Genomic DNA, 25,717 nt, shown 5'->3' with positions numbered 1-25,717 from the left:
TACTAGCTTCATAACAACTTGACTATGTGGTGTTTTTTGGTTCATTCATAGCGATAACTAGCTGGAAGTAGGTTAGATCGGTAAATACTTTCGATCTTTTTTAGAAACTTCATCACGATTCTTATGAAACTGCTTTCTTCTTGCGTTCGACGGATTTTTCTGATAATATTAATATCCATTTCACCGCTGCAAACGATTGTCAAGACGTTTATTTCAAGAGATGAAAGGAGAACACAATGACATCGAAGCAGCATCCGGATCTGAAACAAGAACAAGATAGATTAGAATTTACGAAGCGGTATATCGATGTGGTCGTTAAGACCGCTAGGACGAGTAAAGATCAATTTAAAAAAATTATGCAAGAGACATTTGGAGATGAAGATTGGCAAGAGTCGGGAAGGTATGCAGAATTACTAACGACGGCCAATTTTTTTGACATGTCGAAAGCTGAGTTGGAAAACTTAAGTAAAGCAAAAAGAAAACCGTATTTTGCTCGGGTCGACTTCTCAAGAGATGAAAGCGGCTTAAAGGAAGTCCTTTATTTTGGAAAGGCATCCCTTTATCAGCGGGAAAATCAGGAGCAAATTATCGTGGATTGGCGTTCGCCGATTGCGAACCTTTATTATGAGGGAAGAATCGGACCGGTAACATATGAAGCAGAAGGGGAGAATTTCTCGGGAGATATTACGTTGAAACGGCAATTAATGATTGAGGAAGGAAATTTAGAAGAAATCCGAGACATTGATTTAACAACAACCGATGAACTTCTTCAAGAATCACTTTCCAAGAGTTCAAGTAATCGTCTGACAGAAATTGTGTCAACGATTCAGGAAGAGCAGAACAAGATTATTCGAGCAGACTTAAATAAACCAATCATCGTTCAAGGTGCTGCGGGAAGCGGAAAGACGACGATTGCTCTGCATAGGATTTCTTACTTCATTTATCACTACAAAGATCTATTCGATCCAAGACAGCTGATGATTCTTGCTCCTAGTCGCCTGTTTATCGATTATATTTCGGAGGCGCTGCCAGAATTAGGCGTTGAGAAAGCGAAACAATTTACCTTTTCTGAATATGTACAAGTGGCAATTGAACGTGAAGTGAAGCTAGTTCCTGATAGAAAACTCATTCATTTACTTGAAAAAAATGATGAGGAGACTTTGGAGTCCATCTGGGTATCTGGATTAAAGGGTTCATCGCCATTTAAACGACTACTTGATCAATATATCATGGACATTATTAACCGATTCGCGCCAATGGAAGATTTTTATTGTGATAAGTACCGATTGTATTCTGCGAAGAAATTTAAAAAACTATTAGTGGAAGAATATTGGTATATGCCGGTATATACTCGGGTTGATAAATTAAGACAAATTTTGCAAAATCAAGTGAAGTCTAAGAAGAAAGCCATGCTTGAGCGAGTAGAGAAGTTCTATGACAATCGAATAGAGAAAGCTTTATATAAAAATATCGATCCAAACATCCGTCGAGAGTATGTCACGAAATGTCTGGATAAAAAAGCAGAACGTCAGGCAGAAATTACGAAAGAAGTGCGCAATTCTGTTAAAAACTATTTTAAACAATTTGAACGAAAATCGATTTTTGAGTATTATCAAGATCTGTTCTCAGAGCCAGAAATGCTAGTTACATATAGTAAGGGATCTCTGTCCATTCATGAAGCAGAGCGACTTTGCATGTATCAATCGCAGTTTTTTAGAAAAAAGCAGTATGAACTTGAAGATTTAGGAGCAATCCTTTATCTCTATTCCCACCTATTTGGGGTGGATAAAGAAAAAAGGGCGAAGAATATTGTCATCGATGAAGCTCAAGATTATAGTTTTATGCAGTTGCAATCGTTAAAGACCGCTTCTGACACAGATATGTTTACACTCGTCGGAGATCTTGCACAAGGTATTCACTCGTATCGTGGACTAGAGGAATGGGATGAAGTCCATCGGAGCATATTTCCAAGGGCTACCTACACTGAACTTCAAAAAAGCTATCGAACAACGGTGGAAATTATGAATGAAGCAAATAAACTATTGGATTTATTGCCTTATCGTTTTCCTCAAGTAGAGCCTGTTGTTAGGCATGGTGAACAACCGTTGTTTATAAAAATAGAGGATGACAGATGGGGCAAAGAACTACTTGAGCGGACTACTAAATTGAAAGAGCAAGGATTGCGGACATTTGCCGTGATTGCGAAAACAATGGCTGATTGTCGTGAAGTATACAAAATTCTGAGTGAGTTAGATTCATCTGTTTGCTTGCTTGAAGAACAAGCCTCTATTCCTAAGGAGCAGTTGGTCATCTTGCCTTCATATCTCGCTAAAGGACTTGAGTTTGATGGTGTGTTCGCCATTTCCTTGAACGAAAGATATGAGCGTGACCGTGAACTGGACATTAAACTGCTTTATGTAGTTATGACAAGGCCGCTACATCGCTTGTATTTTATCGGAAACTCAAAGGAGGATTTTTTAATTAAGTGAAACGTCAATCTATTAAACGGTCAGAACCAATTCTTGTAACCAATTTTTTGTTGGGTGGAGAGTGGTTCAGACTTTTTTTCATCGGAATTCGAATAAGTAATCGTTATTCTGAAATAAATGATGCTATCATATAACGGTGTAGTAAATCTGCTAATGGATTTCATTGTGAAATCGTGTAGTACTTTATAATTGGCTGTGTTATATAACGCTGTTGATTTTTAACAACAATATTGTTTAACATAGCCTTATAATTAAATTTAGTTTCCTTTTCGCGATGTTTTGAATATCCAATTACTGAGATCTCGGGCTTTATTAGGGGTTTCAGTATTTTTTATTTTCAGTGAGTAAATTGACAATGTAATTTCCGTTAGGTAAAATTTCTAATATATCTATTATAGAAATTAGTATTTCTATAATAGAAACGATAATTAATATTGGAGGGATAGGATGATTACGTTAATAACAATTGGTCAGACTCCAAGAGAAGATTTATTGAAAGCGTTTAAAATAGGGGGAGTAAGTGACTTTCAACTAGTTGGTGCACTTGATGATGTTTCTCAAAATGAAATAGATATGTTAAAAAAACAGCCAGGAGAAGAAAAATTATTCGTTGTGTTGAATAATGGAATGGCGAATATTATCCATGAAATAATAGAGCAAAAAGTTGAGAATGTAATAAAAGAATATGAGAATTGTTCTGATGCTATTGCAGTACTATGTATGAGTGAGTTTACATGTACATCTAATAGGACGAAAATAATTTATCCGATTAGAGAGATAAAGAGAAAAGTAGGAAAAATAAAAAGCTGTGATACAACGATTATATTTGTCCCTATAAAAGAACAGGTTGGATCAGCAAAAATAAAATGGGCAAGTGTAGAGGGGAATAAACATATTGTACCTGTTCATCCCAAATCTGAAACTGTACTTGATGAAATAATCAGAGAGATTGATTTGCATCATCCAAATCATGTAATTTTGGATTGCTATGGGTATGACTATGAACTAGTAGAAAAAATTGAAAAAAAACGACAATGCACTTGCTATAACGCTCAACATCTAGTTGTTCAAAAAGTGAAGGATGTTATGAATGAATAAAAGTTCAGATATTTTATTAACCTTAGATAAAGGATTACAAGTTATATCACATTTATCGATTATTAATAGACCAATATCAATTGGTGAATTATCTAAAATAATGAAGATAAATAAATCAACTTTATTCAGAATATTAAAAACACTACAAAGAAGAGGATTCGTCTTTCAACAAGATAATGGTGATTACGGTTTGCGTCCTGAGGAATTTAATATTATTGTGGATCGATTTGATAAAAATGAAGCTCTGCAACGCACATTGCGACCGGAATTGGAAAAATTATCGAGTCAATGTTCAGAGACGGTAACTCTTTCGGCTCTTGTGGACGAAAAAGTGGAGTGCATTGATAAAATAGATAGTCCCAAATCTGTACATGTCACCCATATTATTGGCAGATATTCACCTTTACATGCAGCTGCTTCTGGAAAAGCGGTATTGGCTTTTATTCCTCAAGCTAAAATAGCCAGGATTATGAGTGAAGAGGTTTTGGAGAAATTTACTGATTCTACAATTGTTTCAAAAGTGATACTTGAACAGGAATTAAAACAAATAAAAAAGAATGGATTTGCTGTTAGTCATGGGGAGTTAGATTTAGGAATTAGTGCAGTAGCTGCACCCATATTCTCGAAGTCTGGAAAAATAGTAGGATCAGTTAGCATCCTAGGAATAAGTCAAAAATTTTCGGAAGAAACAATCATAAGTCTTTCAAAAACAGTGATAAATTCAGCTGATAAAATGTCAGCATTATTAAACTATTGATGGGGTGTAGAGATGGAATTGATAAATAAAGATCGATTATGGAAAACAATAAATGATTTAGCTGCTATCACAATTGAGAATCAACCATGGACGAGACGGTCATTTACCGCCAAATATAACGAAGGGCGAGAATGGTTAATAAATGAAATGAGAGAAATAGGTTTAGAAGTAAAAAAGGATGAAGGGGCTAATGTAATTGGACGTTTGATTGGAACTGAACCAAATCTACCTCCAATTGTTATTGGATCTCATACGGATACGGTTCCAAATGGAGGAAGATTTGATGGAATTGCTGGTGTACTTGTAGGATTAGAAATTGTTAAATCTTTAGTTGAACACAACATTGCAATCAAACATACAATTGAAATTGTAGATTTTACAGCAGAAGAACCATCAGAATACGGTTTATCTACAGTTGGGAGCCGTGCATGGTCTGGTAACTTAACTGAGGAAATGTTGACGTACACGAATTCGGATGGACAATCGTTATCAGCTGCGATTTCATTTGCAGGTGGAGACCCAAATACTCTATTTAATTGTAAAAAAGAGAAAGATACAATTGCTCTATATTTAGAATTGCATATTGAACAAGGACCAGTCTTATTAAGAAAGAATGCGAATTTAGGTGTTGTAACAGGGATTGTAGGAATTCAACGCTATAAAATTTCAGTAGATGGATTACCAAATCATGCAGGAACAACACCGATGGATATGAGAAATGATGCTCTTACAGCAGCTGCTGAAATGACGCTTGCTCTAGAGAAAGTAGCAAATGAAGAATTTGAGCAGCCAGTTGTTGGAACAGTTGGCGTTTTTAATAATTTTCCAAATGCATCAAATGTGGTACCTGGAAAAGTAGAATTCGCTGTTGAAATTCGTAGTATTTCTGAAGAGGTAATTGATAAAGTAGCAAATGCCTTTTTAGCAAAAGTCGATTGGATTGCAAGTAACAGAAATGTGAATGTGATGACTGAAAATGTCTCTCGATCAGGTTCAATTGTAATAAAAGATGAGATTAAAGAATTATTACATAAATCATGCAGAGCAGTCACAGAAAGAGTGATTGAATTACCGAGTGGAGCAGGACATGATGCAAATCAAATGTCATTGCTTGCTCCGGTAGGTATGATATTTATACCATGTAAAGATGGCAGAAGTCATTGTCCAGAAGAATGGGCAGAGAAAGAGGATTTATATTTAGGAGCAAATGCCATGTTAAATGCTGTTCTAGAGTTTTCAAAATAGATTTTAAGGATAATACTGAAAAAAACCCATTCACCTTATTTCAAAGATGAATGGGTTTTTTATTGAATGAAATTTCTGAATAAAAGCGCTTGCAAAAAAAGATTACAAAGTGTATATTATCAATAATAGATAATCAATTATCACTAAATGATAATTTTTTTTGCGAAATTATAGATTTCACATTATCTAAAGAACGGAGGATTGTAGTGAGCGCAGAAAAAACTTTGGAAATTTTGGAACAGTTTGATTTTGAATCAAGAACACTTTCTGTTCCTGAACTAGCAGCTAAGCTACAGCAACCACAAAGTTCAGTGTACAGGCATATGAGAGTACTTAAAGAAAAAGGATACATTATTGAGTATTCACCTGGATTGTATAGCTTGGGATATATATTTTTAAAATTAGCTAAAATTGTAAAAATGGATATTGATCTACCAGTCGTTTCGCAAGAAGCAATGAGAGAACTAACTCGATCAACGGGAGAAACCTCCATATTATTGGTACCATCGAATTTACAAGCGGTTTGTTTAGCAGCAGTTCCTTCAGGGCACCCCATTAAAGTTTCTTCTGAACAAGGAAATATTGTCCCTATTTACGGTGGAGCTTCCTCGAAAGCTTTATTGGCATATATGGGTGACCAAGTTGTTGAAGAACTTTATCTTAGCGGCACTGTAAAAAAACACACGGATCAAACGATTCTCGATTTGGGTGACATGTTACATCATTTAGAAGAAATCCGACAAAAAGGGTATTCATTTTCGGACAGTGAAATTGACTATGGTGTTATTTCTTATGGGATGCCGATATTTGATAGTGATAATAAGCTAGTTGCATCTTTGAGTGTTGCAGGCCCAAAAGAAAGAATGGAAAAAAAAGAGATGAATGAAATTGTACATACAATAAAAATTGCTGTAAAAAAAATTGAAAATCAACTATAAAAAGGAGCTTTACGTTATGAACAAAGTAGATCGAATTATTAAAGGGAATATCGTTACAAAAGATAAAGTAATAAAAGGAGAAGTGGGTATTAAAGAAGGAAAAATCGTAAGCATTAACGAAGGAACAGGAAATTTGGATTCTGAAAATGTCACTGATTTTGGTGATGCATATGTTTTTCCAGGAACGATCGACGTTCATGTGCACTGTTTTAGTAATCCGAATGAAGGCTTTGTTACAACTAGTTCTTCTGCAGCTGCAGGTGGGATCACAACTTTCCTAGATATGCCTTATGATTTGCCAAACCCAATCAATAATGTTGCTCAATTCAAAAAGAAAGTTAAGAAGTTAGAAGAAGAAGCGGTTGTTGATATTTGTTTATGGGGAACCATTTCAAAGAAGGGTGGAACAGATCAAATTATCCCTTTAGCAGAAGCTGGAGCGATTGCTTTTAAGATGTCTACTTTTGAAACAGATGAGTATCGTTTTCCGAGAATTCCAGATCCGGAAATCTTAAAAGCTATGAAACTGATTGAAGAGACAGGTTTACGAGCTGCTTTCCATTCGGAAAATGATGAAATAATAGTTGATATGATTGATCAATATCAGAAAGAAGGAAAGGTTTATCCTAAAGCCCATAACGAAACACGCCCGCCAGTTACCGAAACAAGCGCCGTATTGAAGTTATTGGAATTTGCCTATTGGACGAATGTGAAGCTTCATATTGTTCATGTAAGTCATCCAAGAACAATAGATTTGATTAAACTATTCCAAGCTCAAGGAGTAAAAGTAACTTGTGAAACATGCTATCCATATTTATTAATGGATGTAGATGATTTAGAGAAATATGGGCCAGTTGCGAAAAACAACCCACCATTAAGAGAAAAAGAGGAAGTTCAAGGTTTATGGGAGCATATCAAAGAAGGCAATATAGATTTAATCTCTTCTGACCATGCTCCATGGAGTGCTGAACAAAAAGTTAAAGGGAATGAAAATATTTTCCTTGCGTCATCAGGGTTACCTGGCGTTGAAATTATGACACCGTTAATGTTTAACAGCGCCGTTTCAAATGGGAAATTAACACCGAACGACTTTGCTAATTTAATGTCTACACATCCAGCAGAAGTATTCAATATCCCTGGAAAAGGGCAAATCAGTGTAGGATTTGATGCTGACTTTACTGTAATTGATCCAAATCAAAAAACAGTTATTGACCAAAATTCATTTAAATCTTTCTCGAAATTAACTCCATTTGATGGACAAGAATTAGATGGTAAAGTTATTTCTACCATTGTTCGTGGCGAGGAAGTTTTTGATGGTATAAATGTAACGAAAAATCCTGGATATGGGAAGTTTGTTGCTGGATCAGCAGCAAAAGTCACTTTATCTTTGTAAGTAATATTATAGAAAAGCTCTCAGTCCTTGGGAGCTTTCAATCTCAGATAGACAAAAGTCCAATCTGCTTCCTTCATGTTTAAGAAAAGCAAAAATAAATGTATTTAATCATATTTGAAAGGCATGGTGAAGATATGAAGTTATACTATTTACTAGCTTTACTACCTTATATTGCAATATTAGGTGGAGCTGCTTTTGTAAATAAAGTTGAACCGTATGTGTTAGGAATACCATTCTTCTTATTTTGGATCATACTTTGGGCAGTCCTTTGTTCAGTAATCATGTTCGTTATTTATCGTTTGGATCCTATTAATAAGGAGAATGAAGAATGAATACTGCATTGTTAATAATAACTTTATTTTTAATCATAAGTATTGTTATGGGACTTTTAGCTAAGCGCGGGAAAGATATGAGCATGGAACAGTGGGCAATCGGTGGTCGGGGTTTTGGTGGGCTTTTTGTATTCCTCCTATTAGCTGGAGAAACCTATTCAGTTTTTACGTTGCTAGGAACGAGTGGATTAGCATTTAATAACGGTGCAGCAGCCTTTTATTTATTGGCTTTTACTGCTTTAGGAACAATAACATCTTATTGGCTATTACCCGTTATTTGGAAATATGCTAAAGAAAACAATGTAGTATCTCAATCGCAATTCTTCTCAAAAAAATATAACAGCACAGGACTTGGAGTATTTGTTGCAGTAGTAGGTGTAGTTGCTCTGATTCCGTATATCACGATCCTGTTTAAATCAATGGGGATTTTAGTTGCAGCAACATCATATGGAGCTATTTCTTCAAATGTAGCCATATGGGTGGGGATGATCGCATTATTAGGTTACGTTATGGTCTCAGGAATTCATGGATCGGCATGGACCTCTACAATTAAAGATTTTTTAATATTCTTTGTTATCTTATTTTTGGGAATTTATTTACCGATTCATTATCACGGAAGTCTTGGTGGGCTATTCCAAGCGGTTAGTGAGGTTAAGCCTCAAGCCTTAACCCTGCCTGAGAAAGGGTTAAGTGTATCGTGGTTTATCTCAACTGTTGCAATTAGTTCCTTTGCGTACTTCATGTGGCCTCATGTTGCACCAACAGTATTTGCATCTAAAAATGCAAAAGCATTTCGTTTAAATGCAGTATTACTTCCGATATACGCTATCATGGTTTTATTTGTTTACTTTGTTGGATTTACAGCAATTGTCCAGCTTCCTGGCCTAAAAAGCGGAGACTTTGCGTTGTTAGAACTTTCAATGAAAACGTTTGATCCGTGGTTTGTCGGTATTATAGGTGCAACAGGATTGCTTGCAACACTAGTTCCCGGATCGATGATGTTAATGTCAGCAGCCACAATGATTACGACCAACGTGATAGAACCATTAAAGCCAAATGTTTCTGATAAAAATAAAGCACTCTCTGCAAAGGGATTTGTTGTTTTATTATCAATAGTATGTGCATTTTTTTCTATGAGTGAAAGTAGCACGTTAGCCACATTATATTTGACATCATTCAGTTTAATTACACAAATGGCTCCTTCCATGTATTTAAGTTTGAGAAAGAATAATGGAATAACAAAATATGGTGCTGGAATCGGAATGCTGGTAGGGGTAGCGATCGTTATCTATGTCACATTTACTAAAACAACAATGGCGATATTATTTCCATCTCTTCCAAGTGTGATTCAGGATTTAAATATTGGAATAATAGCTCTTGCTGCTAATATTTTGGTAATGTTTATTATAAGTTCACTTACAAAAAAAACCATTGTCAATAACGGAAATAATGAAAATAAACACGATGTAAAGTTAACGAGTTGAATAGAGTTGTATATTTTAATAATATTTCGAATGTTGATTAACTAATAAAAAAGATACACATTGGGACACCCATCTTGTAGATCGTTGATAAAGTAATGTTTAATTCACATGTGAGAAACCGTGATTTCTCACGCCCATTAAGCAAAGCTGAAAGGTAGCCTTGGCTCCAGGAAACGAAGGAGGAAGTACGATTCTCCAATTGTTACCTAGAGCCAGAGCTAAAATGAGTCAAAACCAACAGAGTGAATGAACAAAACCATTCATTGATAAACTCTTCTATTATTTCACTGTTAATTTCTTTAGTTCCACTTCCGCAAAGGTTAAAAACCCGACTAGTGATTCATAATCAGGAAATCCAGCTTGAGCTGATTTGTCATTTCCTCCGCCTTTTCCACCATATTCTCCTAAAATCTGCTTGAAGAATTGTCCGCAATGAATTTCTGTTATTCCATTCTGATAAAGCACTGCTTTATTTTCTGAAGCAGAGCCGAACAAAACAACCGCGTCTCGTTCAGAGGTAATCTTCGCGGCAAGTATTTGAAGTTCTTTTAATGCTTTAGTGGAAAATCTGCGAGTGATTAGTAACCCTTTACTCTCAGACAAAATTTCTTTCATTTCAAAGAATGCCACTTCTTCTTTTAATTTTTCATTTTCATAAAGTAGGTGCTTTTGGTTTTGCTCTGACTTATTTACACGGTCAAGAATGTCATCCCGTCCTGCACTGTACTTACTGGATAATGCTGTGAGTACTGTTAAGCTTTCTTGGAAATCTCGTAACGCCCGAAATCCGCATTTGAAATAAATGCGAGTGAAGCCTTTTTGTTTTTCCGTTTTCAACAGTTTAATAATCCCAATTTCACCCGTTTGTCGGACGTGTGTTCCACCACATGGGTTATATTCGATTCCTTCCATTTCGACTATACGAATATTTTCAGTAACCTTAGGTAACTTCACGACTGGCAATTCCTTAAGCTGATCAGAAGTGATGAAATAGGTATGTAGCTTTCTATTATCGTAAATATATTGATTCGCAAGCTGTTCGATGTTATTAATTTGATCTTCAGAGAATTCTTTTCTGTCCACATCAATCGTTACATGGTCTGTACCAAGGTGAAAGCTTAATGTGTTCGCATCAAATAGCTCGCGGCAAACGGCTGACAAAAGATGCTGGCCACTATGATGCTGCATATGATCAAAACGGCGTTTCCAGTCAAGTTCACAGTGAACCTTACCTAGTTCTGGCTTATTGGCTAAAACATGTACAATTTCCTCATTAATAACTTGCACATCTAATACATCAATCCCAGCAATTTTTCCGTGATCCGCCGGCTGGCCACCACCTTCTGGATAAAAAGCTGTTTCCTGTAGTGTAACGTAGAACTGGCTTTCTTTTTCTGTGATTGACTGGATCTCGGAATCCCATGTTTTTATCGATGTAGTTTCATAATATAGTTTTTTCGTCATTACATATCTCCTCCTGTACCCAATAACATAATTATACCATGCAATGATGATTCAACAATTATGTATTAACCAATCCGTTTATTTGGGGTTGACCAAACTTTCGGTTTTTTACTCGAATTTGTGGCACTTTTTGAAAAATGTAATTCAAGATGAAAAAATTTATATGGAAGGCGAGTGAATTGTATTATGATGAAGGTAAGTTAGTAATAGGGGGATATTTGTGAATCTGGAAAAATATAAAAACCATTTAATACAAAATACAAAAAAAATTTTAACGGATTGGTTTGAACCTAAAGAAAATGAAGGAATTCCTCAAAGAGACGTCTACCGTTTTCTTCATTCCATCAAAGGAACTGCTGGAACTATACAGCTTGGCGGTCTGATGCAAGTATCTGATCGGCTGCTTTTGGAACTTGATGAAAATAGTAAAAAAGTTTGGGAGCTTGATGAGCTAAGAAACTTTCTATTTGATTTGATGGAGTTAACCTATGAGTATGAAAATTTTGAACATCTAACAATAAAAACTAGTGCAATCCGACCGTCGAATGCACCGCTAATCCAGATAATTGATGATGATGTGTCCATGTTAATTCTGCTTAAAGATGTACTTGAAGAAAAAGGTTGGATGGTCATAACAAATACAGATCCTGAAAAAGCGGTTAATCAATATTTCGAAATGCATCCTGATCTTTTAATTCTAGATATACATTTACCGATGAAGGACGGCTTTCACGTTTTAGAGGATATACAGACTCATAATGAAAAGTATTTCATTCCCAAGATGATAATAAGTATTCAAAATGACAAGCAAACAAGAATAAAAGCTTATCAATCTGGTGCAGATGACTTTATCGGTAAGCCAATTGATATAGCAGAGTTTATCGTGAAGATAGAACGACATTTACAAAGGAAGAAAATGTTTGATCAATCGGTCTTAATAGATGAATTAACTCAAGTCTATAATAGAAGATTTTTGGAAGAAACGCTTCCACGATATTTTCAAGAATATAAACGGTCAAAACAGGTTTTCTCAATCAGCGTGGTAGATATTGATTACTTTAAGCAAGTGAATGATACATATGGACATTTGTTGGGGGATAGAGTGTTAAATGAATTTGCCCAATTTATTAAAAGGTCCATTAGAAGTTCCGATTTAATTTTCAGGTATGGAGGAGAAGAGTTTGTCATAATATTTCCGAGAACCAAAAATAAAGAAGCTAAACGAAGGCTGACGGAACTTATTCATGCATTTTCCCAAAAAGTGTTTACATATAACGAGAAGAGTTTTACAATCACATTCTCTGCTGGATTATTTACGGTTGATGATGAAATCGTAACTCCTGAAGAAGCGTTTAAGTATGCAGATCATTCCTTATACGAGGCAAAGCGTTTAGGGAGAGCGCGGGTGGAAACTTCTAGAAGGACTCTTAGTTACAAAAAGAATGTACTCAATGTGTCGGTCATTGACGACGATATTATTATTCGGACCATGCTCAACAAAATAATCGAATCGATTGACATGGGTCATATAGAACTGAATATTGCGGTGTTTGAAAATGGACCTTTATTTTTCGAATCAGGAAGGGCAAATGACGGTCGGGATCATTTCTTAATTGTTGATGGAGTCATGCCAATCATGGATGGACTTGAGGTACTGCAAAAAGTGAAAACTGGTCCTCATGCAAACCTATTCTCGGTATTAATGCTGACTGGACGAAAGAGCAAAGATAATATTGCTCAAGCATTGAAGCTTGGTGCAGATGATTATGTTACAAAGCCATTCTCTATGCCTGAGCTACAGGCGCGAATTGAACGTTTACTAAAAAGAGAAAAATAATGCAGGTAAGTAGTAGAAAATATGACAAAAATTCCGATCTATAAAGAATGGGTGTTTTTAATAAAATCACTTACAAGAATTAGTATGTAAGAAAAATAATGTGTGTGAATTATCTATTATGGGTATCTACTTATTTAATTCAAGGAGGCAAACATGAAACGGATTTTATTGGCAGAAGATGAAGCTGTGTTACGGATGTTAATTGTTGACACGCTTGAGGATGAAGATTATATCGTTGACGAAGCGGCTGATGGCCAAGAAGCACTTGATTATTTGAAATCGGAAGAATATGATCTTGTAATTCTTGATTATATGATGCCGGTATATACCGGTCTTGAACTTATTGAGAAAATTAAGGCAGGAGAATCACTGGGACTTTCAAAAATTTTGATGCTTTCAGCAAAAAGCCAAGCCTTTGAACAAGAAAGAATTCTGTTAGCTGGTGCGGACTACTTTATGGAAAAACCATTCAGTCCGCTTAAGCTTTTAGAAAAAATTGAGGAAATTATAAATGAGGCTTAGTAATTACTTTCGGAACAGCCTGCCCAGACAGGTTATTTTACTTATAAGTGCTTGCTTTATAATTTGTCTTATTGGGACTGCCATTTTGTTTTATCTTCAACAAAACTTAAATCATCAATATATCGAGAATCGCAAAGTGCTCGTTGAAAAACGGAAAACGATTAATGCGATTTATGATGATTATAATGCCGTTTTTTTAGATGTTAGAGGATATATTGCGCTAAATAATCCTCAAATGATGGAACGTGCAAGAGGGAAAGAAAAAGGTATAAGGGAGTTGATCTCAGAACTAGAGCGAGATAGTGTGACCATTTCAGAAATATCCGAATACCAAGAAATGGTTGATTTTTCAGATTATTATTTTGGTGATGTTCTGCCAAATGTTATAACTAATTATGAAAATGGTAATAGAACTGAACTTATGGATATAGCAAATACAGAGACTACCACGAAAGTGGAACGGTTTCTAAAAGATACGAAGGCCATAAGCGCTGGGCTGGAAAATCAGTTAGGGAAGAATGTAGTCGAACTTAGTAAAAGCCAATCAAATTTACAGTTATTTTTTATTGGTTTTATTGTTCTACTCTTATTGCTCATCCAATATATTATTCGAATGATATTTAGAAATATTGGAAAACCACTGATTGACTTCTCATTTGCTGCAAATGAAATTGCCGCTGGTAGAGAAGCAATTATTCATGTAGATTCTAAGAGAAAAGACGAATTAGGTACTCTATCTGTTGCTTTCCAGAAGATGGTTGAAAGCATTCAGGAAAAAGAACAGGGATTAGTTGCGCAAAATGAAGAGTTAATAGCCCAACAAGATGAATTACATGCACAGCAGCATGAACTTGAAGTCACGTTAGAAAATCTCAGATCACATGAGCAAAAACTCACTAGAAGAAATGAATTAATTCATAGTATTTCTAGTACTTTAAATAAAAAAGAAGTTCTTCAAAGTGTTGTTCAAAACATGTGTAAACTGATTGGTGCAGATCGAGGAATCATTAAACTAGTAGAAGAAGACGCTTATGCCGCTTTTGGTCTAACACAAATAGGTATCGATCGATTTATTCGTTTTATGGATATAGGTTTGGTACAGCGTCTATTCGAGACAAAGCAAGCATTTACCTTGAAACGGGAACAAGAAATTGCAGAAAAAGGATACCATGAGAATATAAACTATAGTTATGATTTATATTTACCCGTTCTATCATCTTCGGATAAAGTTGAAGCTATTATGGTGTTCAGCCGATACGGTCACAATTTCTCAGACAAGGATTTGAGTGAATATGAAGCATTGGCGAGACAAATTGCGATTTCACTTGAAAAAATCAAGATGTATGAACAAACGGAGAATAATCGTAATTTAAATCAAGATATTTTAAATGCAGTCCAAGAAGGGATTCAGCTGATTGATCAAAATGGTAAAACGATTCAAGTAAATCAGCGTCTAAATACCATTTTTAATCAAAAACAGTTTACAAATGGTTTGATAGGGATGCCATGGAAGCAATGGAGCTCGCTTATGGCTGAGCAAATTGAAGGGGATGAATTCCCCTTCAATTTGAAAAAAACCATTGAATCAGCCGTAAATGCAGAAGAAGAGCAATCATTTGTTTATTGTAAAAAGGATACAAATCAAATAATTAAGGTGTATGCGAAAACGATCTATCATGGTGATGACACTCTAAGAACAATCCTTGTCCATCGTGATATAACGAAAGAATACGAAGTTGATCAAATGAAATCTGAATTTGTAAGCACGGTGAGTCATGAATTACGGACTCCACTAGCAAGTGTTCTAGGTTTTACAGAGCTTCTATTAAATAAAGAATTAAAGCCAGAAAGAAAAATGAAATATTTGCAGACGATATATAACGAGGCAAATCGGTTAACTCTATTAATTAATGATTTCCTTGATGTTCAAAGAATGGAATCAGGTAAGCAAACGTATGAGAAGAAATATGTGGATCTATATCCAATTATCGAAACTGCAATCGAGCACCAAAAAGTGAATACGACTCTTCATCATTTTGCGCTTCAATCGGATGTTCATCAGTCCATTATTTTTGGAGATAAATCTAAGCTTGAACAAGTGTTTACGAATCTTCTTAGCAATTCAATAAAATACTCGCCAAATGGAGGAAATGTTACAGTTAGGATAAATGAAAACCCTGAATTTGTATTCATCGAATTTGAAGATGAAGGATTGGGTATTCCTAATGACGCTATTCCACACTTATTCCAAAAGTTTTATCGAGTAGACAATTCGGATCACAGAAGAATTGGCGGGACTGGTCTTGGACTAGCAATTGTTGAAGAAATTGTTAAAGCTAGTGGTGGGAAAATAACCGTCGAATCTGAATACGGTAAGGGAAGTGTCTTCAAGCTTGAATTTCCAAGGGTGATAACAAGAGAGCTAACGAAACAATCTGAAGGAATCTCGTCTGATTTGAATTACAATATCATGGTCATTGAAGATGATTTAAGTTTAGCTGAACTATTAAAACTTGAATTACTTGATAGCGGATTCCATGTAAGTTACTTTAGCAGTGGAAGTAAAGCGTTGGAACAAATGAAAACAGCTGTCCCAGATGCCATTGTTCTAGATATTCTTCTTGAAGAAGATGAAATGGATGGCTGGAGTGTTATGAAAGAATTAAAGGAAAATGAACGATTCAAACATATACCAATCTTTGTTTCAACAGCTCTAGATGAAAAAGAACAAGGTTTTTCTTTAGGTGCTCAAGAATATCTTGTAAAGCCTTACCAGCCAAGTCAACTTTCAAAAGTGATTATGTACACGCTGTTAAGCAATGGGAAACAAGGTCAAATCTTAGTGCCTGAATAAACAATTTACATTTATTGTGATAGATGTTGGTGATGTTGAAATCTTTAGCGAGAATGCCTGGATGTGTCTAACAGAAGTACGCTGATATTATAGATAGAGTAAACTTATTAGGAACGGAGACGGTATATGGGAAGAAAATCTCAACGAACACGGAAACTACTAATTCAAACGACATTACTAATATTGGTCTGTTTGATTATAAGTGTTGCTTTTTATCTTTTTCAACTGCAGTCGATGGAAAGACAGGCTGTACCAGCTTTTTCTGTTAAAGAAAGTCAGGTTACAAAAGTTGCCGTTAAGAATGTTCCAGAATCATCTTTTTTAGAGGGAAAAGCGGACGTATTAAAAAAACACGAGCAATCAGTTACGCATAAACCAATTACAGTAACTTTTACAGGAGATGTTTTGTTAGGACGAGGTGTAGGGCAATTAATAGATACATATGGAGTAGATTATCCTTTTATACAAGTTGGCGAAACTCTCCGGAACTCTAATATTACGGCAATTAATCTTGAAACATCTGTCTCAACACGTGGCATCCCAGCTGAAAAGCAGTTTACATTTCGATCCGATCCAAAGACATTGCAAGGAGTAGTAAATGCAGGTGTTGATGTTGTTTCCTTGGCCAATAATCATACACTAGATTATGGGATGGACGCGTTACTCGATACATTCGATCATTTGAAATCGTATAATATTGCCTATACAGGTGCAGGGAATAACGAAGAAGAGGCTTTTTCTGCCTATTATAAAGAAGTGAATGGTAAGAAAATTGCAATCATCGGAATCAGTAGGGTACTACCTGAGGTTTCCTGGGCTGCAAAAGGGGATAAACCTGGTATTGCAAATGCCTATCAAAATGAACCGATGATGACCTATGTAAAGAAAGCAGCTGAGCAGTCGGATTACCTTATGGTGATGATTCATTGGAACCGTGAAAGACAAGATTACCCAGAAAGCTATGCTAGAGAAATGGGGAAAGCTTTCATTGATGCAGGTGCTTCTGCCGTTATTGGCTCTCATAGTCATTCATTGATGGGTATTGAAGAGTACAAAGGGTGTCCAATCTATTATAGCCTTGGCAATTTCATCTTTACGGATTCTGCATCACCAAAAGGTTCAGAAACAATGATTGTTCAAGTTACCTTAGATAATGGAGAAATTTCCTCTTCGCTCAAGCCTACGAAAATTGTCAAAGGACAACCACAATTCATGGACGAAAGCTATAACCAAGCGATTATATCAAAGCTTAATCAACTTTCTTATAATGTAAAGATTGACGGAAAAGGTGCCGTGAGTTACTTGCAGTAACTCCGCCCTTTCTGTGGAAAAGGGGGGGGCTTCACAAAACCAACTCCGCACGGCCACCTTCATAAGGTGATGCAATTTGAGAACCTGAACTTTTTCATCGTTGGGCTTTAGATCAGATGTTCATGGATGTTTTTTTAATTTAACATATACAACTCTTTCGAAAAATGATAGATTCAAATATGGTATATAGAAAAAATGAGTGACTGCCTATGCTGTATGTAGTCAGTTGAATTTATTTGACGGCATTATTTATTCGTTTTTAATACACTAAACGATAAAAAAACGGGAACAATATTAGAAGTACATGTAGCGAAATGCTTCAGGAGGTATAATGATGAGTAAGATTCAGGCTGGAATGGCCATCAAATTAGAAGTAGAACGAGAAGCTGAGTTTGGTTATTTTATTGGTGATGGAATGGAAAGTATCCTTCTACCTAATAGTGAAATCCAATCCGATTCACAAATTTCAATTGGTGATAAAGTGAAGGTTTTTGTATATCTAGATAAAACGGGTCGCTTGACCGCAACAACGAAAATCCCTGAAGTGCGCTTCGATTCCTATGGCTGGGCAGAGGTTGTCAGCGTGAAAAAAGAAATGGGTGTATTCGTAAACATTGGCTTAAGTAAAGATATCCTAGTTTCGGTTGATGATTTACCGAATCTGCGCCATCTATGGCCGAAAGTGGGAGATGCCCTGTATATTTCACTAAAATCAGATCGTCACGAGAGGTTATTAGGAAAACTTGCGTCAGAAGACGTGATGCAGGAAACGTCAGTCGAAGCCCCGTTAAAAGGAATTCGTAATGATTCTGTTAAGGGAAATGTATACCGATTATTAATGGTTGGCTCTTTTTTCATCTCCCAAGAAGGATATCGCTGTTTTATCCATGAAACGGAACGAGTTGAGGAACCTCGTCTCGGTGAGCTTGTGGAGGGACGAGTTATTGATCGGAAAGAGGATGGCACGTTAAATGTTTCCCTTTTACCTTTCAAACAAGATAAAATGGAAGAAGACGCAGCCGTTATTTATAAATATTTATTAAATCGTGGTGGTGCAATGCCATATGGCGATAAAACATTGCCGGAAGATGTAAAATTCCATTTTGGCTTAAGTAAAGGTTCATTTAAACGTGCGCTTGGGAAACTAATGAAAGAAGACAAAGTCTATCAGGAAGATGGCTGGACCTATTCTTCAAATCGAAAATAAAGCCTAGGGATGATGAAATTTTTCACTGTAATTTAGTGAAATACGTTCATCGTCCTTTATCTGTTGTATAGGAATCTATGTCAAATATTTTTTATGTAGATAACTTAATTTTTCCGTTTAAATTTAGCGAAAGTAGCCTAGCCTCTCGAGATCAAATGCCAAGCAAGTTATACGGCGAGAAAATCGATCTCTAAATATTTTGCTTGACTAATACTTGCACTTTTATTCCATTGGTAAAATAATTGACTATTCTGCCTCCTTGTTATCTCGTTGTCATCTCTCTGTTATGTTTGTTACTAGTTCTTTATCTGCTTGTTCTTTGCAGGGGGGAATTCTGTGTTAACATGAATATTGTTAGCTTGAACAAGCATAACAGGGAGGTAACTAATATATGAAAAAATCAATCTTATCATTAGCTGCGGTTGCGGTATTGTCTGTTAGTCTAGGAACACAAGCAAATGCGCAGGATGTGAAAGTGAAAGATGGAGATACAATATGGGGACTTTCTCAAACACATCAAGTATCAGTAGAAGACATTATGACATGGAACGGGTTGGAAACGGCTCGAATACATACGGGCGATATATTGAAGGTTTCAAGTGAAGAATATTATTCGATTAAATCTGGCGATACATTATGGAATATAGCGAAAACAAACGGCGTAACAGTCGATGAAATTAAAGAATGGAATGGTATCGAAAGTGATTTAATCTACCCTGGCAATCAGATTGTTATTTTGGATAGTACAAGTCAGGCACCCGTTCAGTCTGCATCTGTCCAAAAATCAAAACCAGTTGAAGCTCCACAGACACAGTCTACAAAGCAGACCGTATCAACGGCACAAACGGAGCCAGTAGTTAAACAGACTGAGAAAACTGCAACTAGCACTGAAAATATCGCGAAGGAAATAACCGTTACTGCAACAGCTTATACGGCAAGTTGCAATGGCTGCAGCGGAATCACTGCAACTGGCATTAATTTAAAAAACAACCCTGATACTAAGGTAATATCAGTCGATCCGTCTGTCATTCCATTAGGCTCGAAAGTCTATGTTGAAGGGTATGGAAATGCAATAGCCGGAGATACGGGCGGAGCGATTAAAGGAAATAAAATCGATGTTTTTGTTCCTAACTTACAAGATGCAAAAAATTGGGGAAGAAAAAATGTGAAAGTGAAAGTTTTAAACTAAACGCTATACATAAACGAAGGGTCTGATCTCGCGCTCTAAATTAGTATGTAGTGTTTCATACACTTATTATATACTGAATTTAGTTGTTGCGGGGTCTGACCCTTCTTGTTTTTAAATAATGCTATTTGTCATCATATCTATCTTTCCGTATAATGAAAGTGCTTATACAATCTATGAAAATGGATGGAAAGGGTGAAAGAGTTGAAAAGTGAGCATCAACAGCTGCTTCAAACCTATTTCGGATATGATTCATTCCGATCTGGTCAGGAAGATATTATTGAATCGGTTCTAGCAGGATACCATACGGCTGGGATTATGCCGACTGGCGGGGGAAAATCGATTTGTTATCAAATTCCCGCACTTATTTTTTCCGGAATTACGCTTGTCATATCCCCACTTATCTCATTAATGAAGGATCAGGTGGACGCATTACATCAAAATGGTATTTCAGCTACATTTTTAAATAGTTCCCTAAGTGCTAACGAAGCGGCAGAACGACTTGTTGAGATGAAAGCAGGAATGTATAAACTTGTATACATTGCTCCGGAAAGATTGGAACTTACTCATTTTTTACATCAATTAAGTGAACTGGACATTTCGTTTGTTGCCATTGACGAGGCGCACTGTATATCACAATGGGGGCATGATTTCCGTCCGAGTTATTTGAAAATCAAAACACTCCTACAAGAAATTCCTTCAAATCCGGTTGTCCTCGCCCTTACAGCCACTGCTACACCAGTCGTCAAGGAAGATATTTGCCGGACTCTAGATATCGATTTAGACCATCAATTCTCCACAGGATTTGCACGAAGTAATCTTACCTTTTCCGTTATGAAGGATGAAAATAGAGCGCAGTTTTTAATGAGATATTTGGAAAAAAATCATAGTGAGTCAGGGATTATTTACGCATCAACCAGAAAAGACGTGGACCGGATCTCGCAAAAGCTTGCGAATACTGGGATTAAAGCGGGCAGATACCATGCTGGGATGAATGAAGAGGAACGTACACGTCAACAGGACGCTTTTTTAAAGGACGATATAACGGTAATGGTGGCAACTTCCGCCTTTGGGATGGGGATTGATAAATCGAATGTGCGGTTTGTCTTACATTATCAAACACCGAAAAATATGGAAAGTTATTATCAAGAAGCGGGGCGTGCGGGGCGAGATGGACTTGACAGTGAATGCATCCTTCTTTATTCTCCGCAGGATTTACATATTCAACGGTTTTTCATTGATCAATCACAAGGAACGGATGAATGGAAGCATCAGGAGTTACAGAAGCTGAACCAAATGAAGGATTATTGTTTCACGGAAGGGTGCCTACAAGCCTTCATTCTTCGCTATTTTGGAGAAGAAAATCCCGATGATTGCGGTCGCTGTGGAAATTGTAAAGACAATCGTGCTGAAATGGATGTAACGACAGAATCACAAATGGTTTTGTCATGCATGATCCGAATGGGTGAACGTTTTGGGAAAACAATAATTAGTCAGGTGTTAACGGGCTCAAAGGTGAAAAAAATAGAAGAGTTTGGTTTTCAAAAATTATCGACCTATGGCATTCTTTCAGCGAAATCAGCCAAGCACGTTGCGGATTTTATTGACTATTTAACTGCACAACAATTCATAGAAATTACAGGTGGGCAATACCCAGTACTAAAGGTGAGTGATACGGGCAAAGAAGTATTACTTGGAAAACGTAAGGTTATGCAAAAAGAATTGAAACAGGTACAGACGATTACAAATATCGACAGCGGTTTGTTCGAAATGCTTCGCCAAACTCGAAAGGAAATTGCCCAGAATGAAAAAGTTCCACCTTTTATTATTTTTTCCGATGCTGCGTTAAAAGACATGGCAGCCAAGTTGCCGGTTTCGATTTCGGAAATTCTAATGGTTAAAGGGGTTGGAGCACAAAAACAAGAGCGATATGGGGAGCGATTCCTTCAAACAATTGCCGAATACTTAGCCGGAAATCCGGAAGCTGAATTAGAGAAAACACTTGTGGCTCACGCTGAAGTGAAAAAACAAACCAAAAAAGAAGCCGCACATCTGGAAACCTATCGTTTGTACAAAGAAGGAAATAACATGAGTGAAATAGCAAGCATTCGTGGTTTAAGTAAAATAACCATTGAAAATCATCTTGTAACATGTGCGGAAGCCGGTTTTGATTTAGAGTGGGAAACGTTTCTACCGAAGGAGAAACTGGAGTTGATCCATCAAGCCATTGAAAGCACAGGGGCTGAGAAGCTCAAACCAATTAAGGAAAATGTACCAGAGGATATTTCCTACTTCATGATAAAATTAGCCTTATTGAAAATGGGACAAACCAATGGATGATTTGGATAAATAAATTCGTTTTTTATGAGTATACTAATCTCAAAGGTTAGTATACTATTTTTTTGAAAATTATGTAGTGTAAATTGAATCTCTAATCAAGTAACAGAACTATTGAGCTAATAATTTTCATTTGGATCAGGAATATTGTATAGCCGACTAATGTGATTTATTTGGTTTTCATTATTAATCAAGGAGGGGAAATATGGAAAAAGATCAAAGTATACCAACCCAGAATCTGGAGCATCCACCAAGTAATACAAATATAGTTTCTGTAAAAAGCTGGCTCGGTACTTTGGCATTATTACTCATTCCAATCGTAAACATTATTCTTTTGTTCGTGTGGGCATTCGATGGTGAATTCAATGTGAACAGGAAGAATTTCGCGAAGGCTCAATTGATACTTATGGCAATAATAATTGGACTTTATCTAATTATTTTTGTGTTTTTTTTAGTATTGGTTGGAATTACTGCAAATTATTAATAAGCATCAGTATTAGGCAGGCTATTTCTTATTACTGTGCCGCTTGATTAATGTGGTGATATATTCAAGACACATGAAACAAGCACTAACAATTTTTTTGATAAATAAATCCTGGTATTTATGAGTATACTATCCATAAAGGAGGTTACTCTTATGTACTTTGGTAAAAAGAATGCAGAGGAACCCGTTGTTGAAATGGTCGATACAGTCGTCTATTCATGTGAATCGGAGGCTTGTAATGGCTGGATGAGAAAAGACTTTGCAAGTGCAGAAAATACTTGTCCAATGTGTGGGAGCAATCTAGTTGAAGAAGTAAGGGAGTTACCGAAAATTTCGAACGAGTATAATGCATATCGTTAAGTTGTAAAGGGGTTGCCTATAAGGTAATCCCTTTCTTTATGGAAAAAGACCTTGACCTCCTTACTATATAATGTTACAATTCATATCTAGGTGTTTTTCTAATGAATTACACAGAGGGTAATTTTATATAGAACATTTTTATTAAAGCATGGTAAAACAGTTTTGTTTTAGCAGCATAGAAGTACGACAATGTGTATGTTATGAAGCCTAATGGCTTATTAAGTAAAGAAACCCATTTGTTTTTCCTCACAAGTTTTTTTATTCTTCAAGTAAACACACTTCTATTCTTTCTTTCCATTGGATAATGAACCCTTGTGTCTAGGGATTTCCGACAGTTACCTTTAATAAACATGTGCTTACAGTCAAATCTGATTCTCACTGGCGCGGTCTAGGAACCGTAGAGATGGGAGAGAGGCAGGGCTTTCATTGTTTTAGGTTTGGAACAGAAATTACTCTCATACTTTTTGAAGCTATATTGAAAAGATGGTCATTATTGATAGACTGACTAACTAAAGCTGCTCTTATGAGAAAGAGTAGCTTTTTATTTTTTGACATTCTTTCGTTATCTAGAGGCCATGTCCCCTACTAACTGTAAATTTTTAATAGGGTAGAAGTCAGAACGGAGAAGATATAACTATGATGCGACGATAGTTAGTCTTTTACAAAGCGCTTAGGTTATTCTTATGGTATAATGAGAGAGAACGTTTATTTATAGTTAAGATTTTTTTGAAAAATACGCACCGAACCATTTTAATCAGAGGAGTGAGCTATTTTGTATAGACGTAATAATACAGAAGAAGTGGAGCCGGAAGAAACAAAGATTTGGGATTGTATATCTCCGACTTGTAAGGGATGGGTTCGAGCGAATTTTACAATGAGTGAACAGCCTAGCTGTCCTTTATGCGGTAGTGAAATGGTTGCTACGACAAAAATGCTTCAAGCAATTGATAATCCAAGGCATAAATAAGAACGACAAACAATGTGTATTTATTTTATGCAATAAACATAAAGAGGTTGTTCAAAAAATCCGGTAAAAATTACTGTCGAATTTCTTTGTCGCTCATAAATGACCTTCGGTTAAAATCGCGCACGTCTGTGCGCAACACAGAAGTCAGCACAACCTGTGCAAGTCCGGTTCTCACGTATTACTGCATACGCGAAAGGTTAGAGATTATCGCGTCTCGAACTTCCCGGCTCTTTTTTATTCTCCTTTCAGAACACATACTTAAAGACTGCAATTATTAACATTCTTTTTATGAAAAAGAACTACCCATTAGAAGGTTACTCATAACCTCACTGATGGCTAGTTCTTTTTTGTATGAAGGGCATGGGAACGGGGTTTCGTGATTTACTAATATAGCCAGTCTTTTTAGCAGGTATGCTTATTTTATTGAGAAAGTTCTCAATAATTGGACTCCGCACCGCCACCATTGTGATTAGGCAAGTGTAGCGTGCTACATGATTTATCCTTCATAGTAAATGGTGGCGTTTTAACGCCATATTCGATTGGTTAGTGAATGTCTTTCTTTTTAAACCGACCGCCGCGTACTTCAGCGATATCTCCGACTGCTAGGAAAGCCGATGAGTCAAAGTCTTTCACAATTTCCTTAAGCTTTGCTTCTTCAAGTCGGTTGATTACACAGAAAATGACTTTTTTGTCGTCTCCGGAAAACGCTCCTTCTCCACTTAAGTAAGTAACACCGCGCCCTAGTCGATGCAGGATAGCATCCCCAATTTCGCGAAATTCATCACTGATGATCCAAATAAATTTCGATTCATCCAAACCAGCAATGACAATATCCATTGTTTTAAAAGCCACATAATACGCGAGGATGGAGTACATTGCACGGTCCCATGAATAGACGAATCCGGCACAAGTAAAGATGAATAAGTTAAAAAACATGATAATCTCCCCTACAGAGAATGGGAGCTTCTTGCTTGCAAGTATCGCTAGGATTTCTGTTCCATCAAGAGAACCTCCATAACGAATAACGATTCCGACTCCAACGCCAACAATCATTCCTCCAAAGATTGATGCAAGTAAGATATCTTGAGTAAATGCTGGAACATGATGAAGAAAAACGGATGTAATGGAAAGTACGACTATTCCGTATAGGGTGGAAAGGGCAAATGTTTTTCCAATCTGTTTATAGCCTATGAAGAAAAACGGAAGGTTTAGAACGAAGAGAAATACTCCTAATTTCCAATCAGTTATGTAAGAGAGCATGATTGATATCCCTGTTATTCCGCCATCGATGACATTATTAGGGACAAGGAATACTTCGAGGCCGGTACTCATTAATATCGCTCCGATTGTAATTAATATCCCTCTTTGAAGAATTTGCCTCGCGGTAAGCTTTTTATGCTTCGCTTTCTTAATCAATGTTTCTACTGTTGTCAGATCTGATTCAATTGACAT

Annotated in this window: 20 protein-coding genes; 18 read left to right on the top strand and 2 right to left on the bottom strand. The window is 36.4% G+C overall.

The window, feature by feature from the left end:
* Positions 1–236: 236 nt before the first annotated feature.
* The 8 genes from helD (at position 237) to AC625_RS13675 (ending at position 9,736) form a co-directional block, all read left to right on the top strand.
* On the top strand, positions 237–2,489 hold the full coding sequence (gene helD / locus AC625_RS13710; RefSeq protein WP_049681777.1) for an RNA polymerase recycling motor HelD: 2,253 nt from the start codon (positions 237–239) through the stop codon (positions 2,487–2,489).
* A 447-nt stretch (positions 2,490–2,936) separates the two neighbouring features.
* Positions 2,937–3,587 (top strand): AroM family protein, encoded by a 651-nt coding sequence (locus tag AC625_RS13705; RefSeq protein WP_049681776.1) that lies wholly within the window; start codon positions 2,937–2,939, stop codon positions 3,585–3,587.
* Positions 3,580–4,344, top strand: a complete 765-nt coding sequence (locus AC625_RS13700) for an IclR family transcriptional regulator (protein ID WP_049681775.1) — start codon at positions 3,580–3,582, stop codon at positions 4,342–4,344. Before AC625_RS13705 ends, AC625_RS13700 begins: the two co-directional genes overlap by 8 nt.
* A 12-nt stretch (positions 4,345–4,356) precedes the next feature.
* Positions 4,357–5,589, top strand: a complete 1,233-nt coding sequence (locus AC625_RS13695) for a M20 family metallo-hydrolase (RefSeq protein ID WP_049681774.1) — start codon at positions 4,357–4,359, stop codon at positions 5,587–5,589.
* 206 nt (positions 5,590–5,795) lie between these two features.
* Positions 5,796–6,527, top strand: a complete 732-nt coding sequence (locus tag AC625_RS13690; protein ID WP_049681773.1) for an IclR family transcriptional regulator — start codon at positions 5,796–5,798, stop codon at positions 6,525–6,527.
* Positions 6,528–6,543: 16 nt separating this feature from the next.
* Positions 6,544–7,920 (top strand): dihydroorotase, encoded by a 1,377-nt coding sequence (locus AC625_RS13685; protein ID WP_049681772.1) that lies wholly within the window; start codon positions 6,544–6,546, stop codon positions 7,918–7,920.
* 134 nt (positions 7,921–8,054) lie between these two features.
* Positions 8,055–8,252 carry a DUF3311 domain-containing protein gene (locus AC625_RS13680; RefSeq protein WP_049683737.1) on the top strand — a complete coding sequence of 66 codons (198 nt, stop codon included), beginning with the start codon at positions 8,055–8,057 and terminating at the stop codon, positions 8,250–8,252.
* Positions 8,249–9,736 (top strand): sodium:solute symporter family protein, encoded by a 1,488-nt coding sequence (locus AC625_RS13675; RefSeq protein WP_049681771.1) that lies wholly within the window; start codon positions 8,249–8,251, stop codon positions 9,734–9,736. Before AC625_RS13680 ends, AC625_RS13675 begins: the two co-directional genes overlap by 4 nt.
* 279 nt (positions 9,737–10,015) lie before the next feature.
* Here AC625_RS13675 and AC625_RS13670 read toward each other — a convergent pair whose 3' ends face one another.
* Complete coding sequence (locus AC625_RS13670) at positions 10,016–11,200, bottom strand: alanyl-tRNA editing protein (protein ID WP_049681770.1); 1,185 nt, start codon at positions 11,198–11,200, stop codon at positions 10,016–10,018.
* 220 nt (positions 11,201–11,420) lie between these two features.
* Between AC625_RS13670 and AC625_RS13665 the strand changes: the two genes are divergently transcribed.
* The 10 genes from AC625_RS13665 (at position 11,421) to AC625_RS13620 (ending at position 24,265) form a co-directional block, all read left to right on the top strand.
* Entirely contained in the window at positions 11,421–13,037 is a 1,617-nt protein-coding gene (locus AC625_RS13665; protein ID WP_245645006.1) for a GGDEF domain-containing response regulator, read from the top strand.
* 153 nt (positions 13,038–13,190) lie between these two features.
* Positions 13,191–13,559: a response regulator gene (locus AC625_RS13660; protein ID WP_049681768.1), complete on the top strand. Its 369-nt coding sequence runs from the start codon at positions 13,191–13,193 to the stop codon at positions 13,557–13,559.
* Positions 13,560–13,644: 85 nt separating this feature from the next.
* Positions 13,645–16,413, top strand: a complete 2,769-nt coding sequence (locus AC625_RS13655) for an ATP-binding protein (RefSeq protein WP_049681767.1) — start codon at positions 13,645–13,647, stop codon at positions 16,411–16,413.
* A gap of 126 nt (positions 16,414–16,539) precedes the next feature.
* Positions 16,540–17,724: a CapA family protein gene (locus tag AC625_RS13650; RefSeq protein WP_156187539.1), complete on the top strand. Its 1,185-nt coding sequence runs from the start codon at positions 16,540–16,542 to the stop codon at positions 17,722–17,724.
* A gap of 334 nt (positions 17,725–18,058) precedes the next feature.
* Positions 18,059–18,931, top strand: a complete 873-nt coding sequence (locus AC625_RS13645) for a CvfB family protein (protein ID WP_049681766.1) — start codon at positions 18,059–18,061, stop codon at positions 18,929–18,931.
* A 391-nt stretch (positions 18,932–19,322) separates the two neighbouring features.
* The gene (locus AC625_RS13640) at positions 19,323–20,120 is read left to right on the top strand and encodes a LysM peptidoglycan-binding and 3D domain-containing protein (protein ID WP_049681765.1); all 798 of its coding nucleotides are present in this window, start codon (positions 19,323–19,325) and stop codon (positions 20,118–20,120) included.
* Between the two features lie 201 nt (positions 20,121–20,321).
* Positions 20,322–22,457 (top strand): DNA helicase RecQ, encoded by a 2,136-nt coding sequence (recQ, locus tag AC625_RS13635; RefSeq protein WP_049683735.1) that lies wholly within the window; start codon positions 20,322–20,324, stop codon positions 22,455–22,457.
* Between the two features lie 202 nt (positions 22,458–22,659).
* Positions 22,660–22,938, top strand: coding sequence for a hypothetical protein (locus AC625_RS13630; protein WP_049681764.1), 279 nt, complete (start codon positions 22,660–22,662; stop codon positions 22,936–22,938).
* A 153-nt stretch (positions 22,939–23,091) separates the two neighbouring features.
* The gene (locus tag AC625_RS13625; RefSeq protein ID WP_049681763.1) at positions 23,092–23,298 is read left to right on the top strand and encodes a cold-inducible protein YdjO-related protein; all 207 of its coding nucleotides are present in this window, start codon (positions 23,092–23,094) and stop codon (positions 23,296–23,298) included.
* A 772-nt stretch (positions 23,299–24,070) separates the two neighbouring features.
* The gene (locus tag AC625_RS13620) at positions 24,071–24,265 is read left to right on the top strand and encodes a cold-shock protein (RefSeq protein ID WP_049681762.1); all 195 of its coding nucleotides are present in this window, start codon (positions 24,071–24,073) and stop codon (positions 24,263–24,265) included.
* A gap of 543 nt (positions 24,266–24,808) precedes the next feature.
* Here the strand turns inward: AC625_RS13620 and AC625_RS13615 are convergent.
* Positions 24,809–25,717: a YitT family protein gene (locus tag AC625_RS13615; protein ID WP_049681761.1), complete on the bottom strand. Its 909-nt coding sequence runs from the start codon at positions 25,715–25,717 to the stop codon at positions 24,809–24,811.

It is taken from the genome of Peribacillus loiseleuriae, assembly GCF_001183985.1.
In the GTDB taxonomy this organism is placed as follows: domain Bacteria; phylum Bacillota; class Bacilli; order Bacillales; family DSM-1321; genus Peribacillus; species Peribacillus loiseleuriae.
The sequence above is the reverse complement of the archived record's forward strand: the minus strand, read 5'-3'. Positions and strand labels throughout refer to the sequence as shown.

Bases quoted from the DNA above. Each gene is read 5' to 3' on its own strand.
- AC625_RS13660 (WP_049681768.1), top strand. From the start codon at position 13,191: ATGAAACGGATTTTATTGGCAGAAGATGAAGCTGTGTTACGGATGTTA.
- helD (WP_049681777.1), top strand. From the start codon at position 237: ATGACATCGAAGCAGCATCCGGATCTGAAACAAGAACAAGATAGATTA.
- AC625_RS13670 (WP_049681770.1), bottom strand. From the start codon at position 11,200: ATGACGAAAAAACTATATTATGAAACTACATCGATAAAAACATGGGAT.
- AC625_RS13650 (WP_156187539.1), top strand. From the start codon at position 16,540: ATGGGAAGAAAATCTCAACGAACACGGAAACTACTAATTCAAACGACA.
- AC625_RS13615 (WP_049681761.1), bottom strand. From the start codon at position 25,717: ATGTCAATTGAATCAGATCTGACAACAGTAGAAACATTGATTAAGAAA.
- AC625_RS13705 (WP_049681776.1), top strand. From the start codon at position 2,937: ATGATTACGTTAATAACAATTGGTCAGACTCCAAGAGAAGATTTATTG.
- AC625_RS13675 (WP_049681771.1), top strand. From the start codon at position 8,249: ATGAATACTGCATTGTTAATAATAACTTTATTTTTAATCATAAGTATT.
- AC625_RS13645 (WP_049681766.1), top strand. From the start codon at position 18,059: ATGAGTAAGATTCAGGCTGGAATGGCCATCAAATTAGAAGTAGAACGA.
- AC625_RS13700 (WP_049681775.1), top strand. From the start codon at position 3,580: ATGAATAAAAGTTCAGATATTTTATTAACCTTAGATAAAGGATTACAA.
- AC625_RS13685 (WP_049681772.1), top strand. From the start codon at position 6,544: ATGAACAAAGTAGATCGAATTATTAAAGGGAATATCGTTACAAAAGAT.
- AC625_RS13680 (WP_049683737.1), top strand. From the start codon at position 8,055: ATGAAGTTATACTATTTACTAGCTTTACTACCTTATATTGCAATATTA.
- AC625_RS13695 (WP_049681774.1), top strand. From the start codon at position 4,357: ATGGAATTGATAAATAAAGATCGATTATGGAAAACAATAAATGATTTA.
- AC625_RS13640 (WP_049681765.1), top strand. From the start codon at position 19,323: ATGAAAAAATCAATCTTATCATTAGCTGCGGTTGCGGTATTGTCTGTT.
- AC625_RS13630 (WP_049681764.1), top strand. From the start codon at position 22,660: ATGGAAAAAGATCAAAGTATACCAACCCAGAATCTGGAGCATCCACCA.
- AC625_RS13625 (WP_049681763.1), top strand. From the start codon at position 23,092: ATGTACTTTGGTAAAAAGAATGCAGAGGAACCCGTTGTTGAAATGGTC.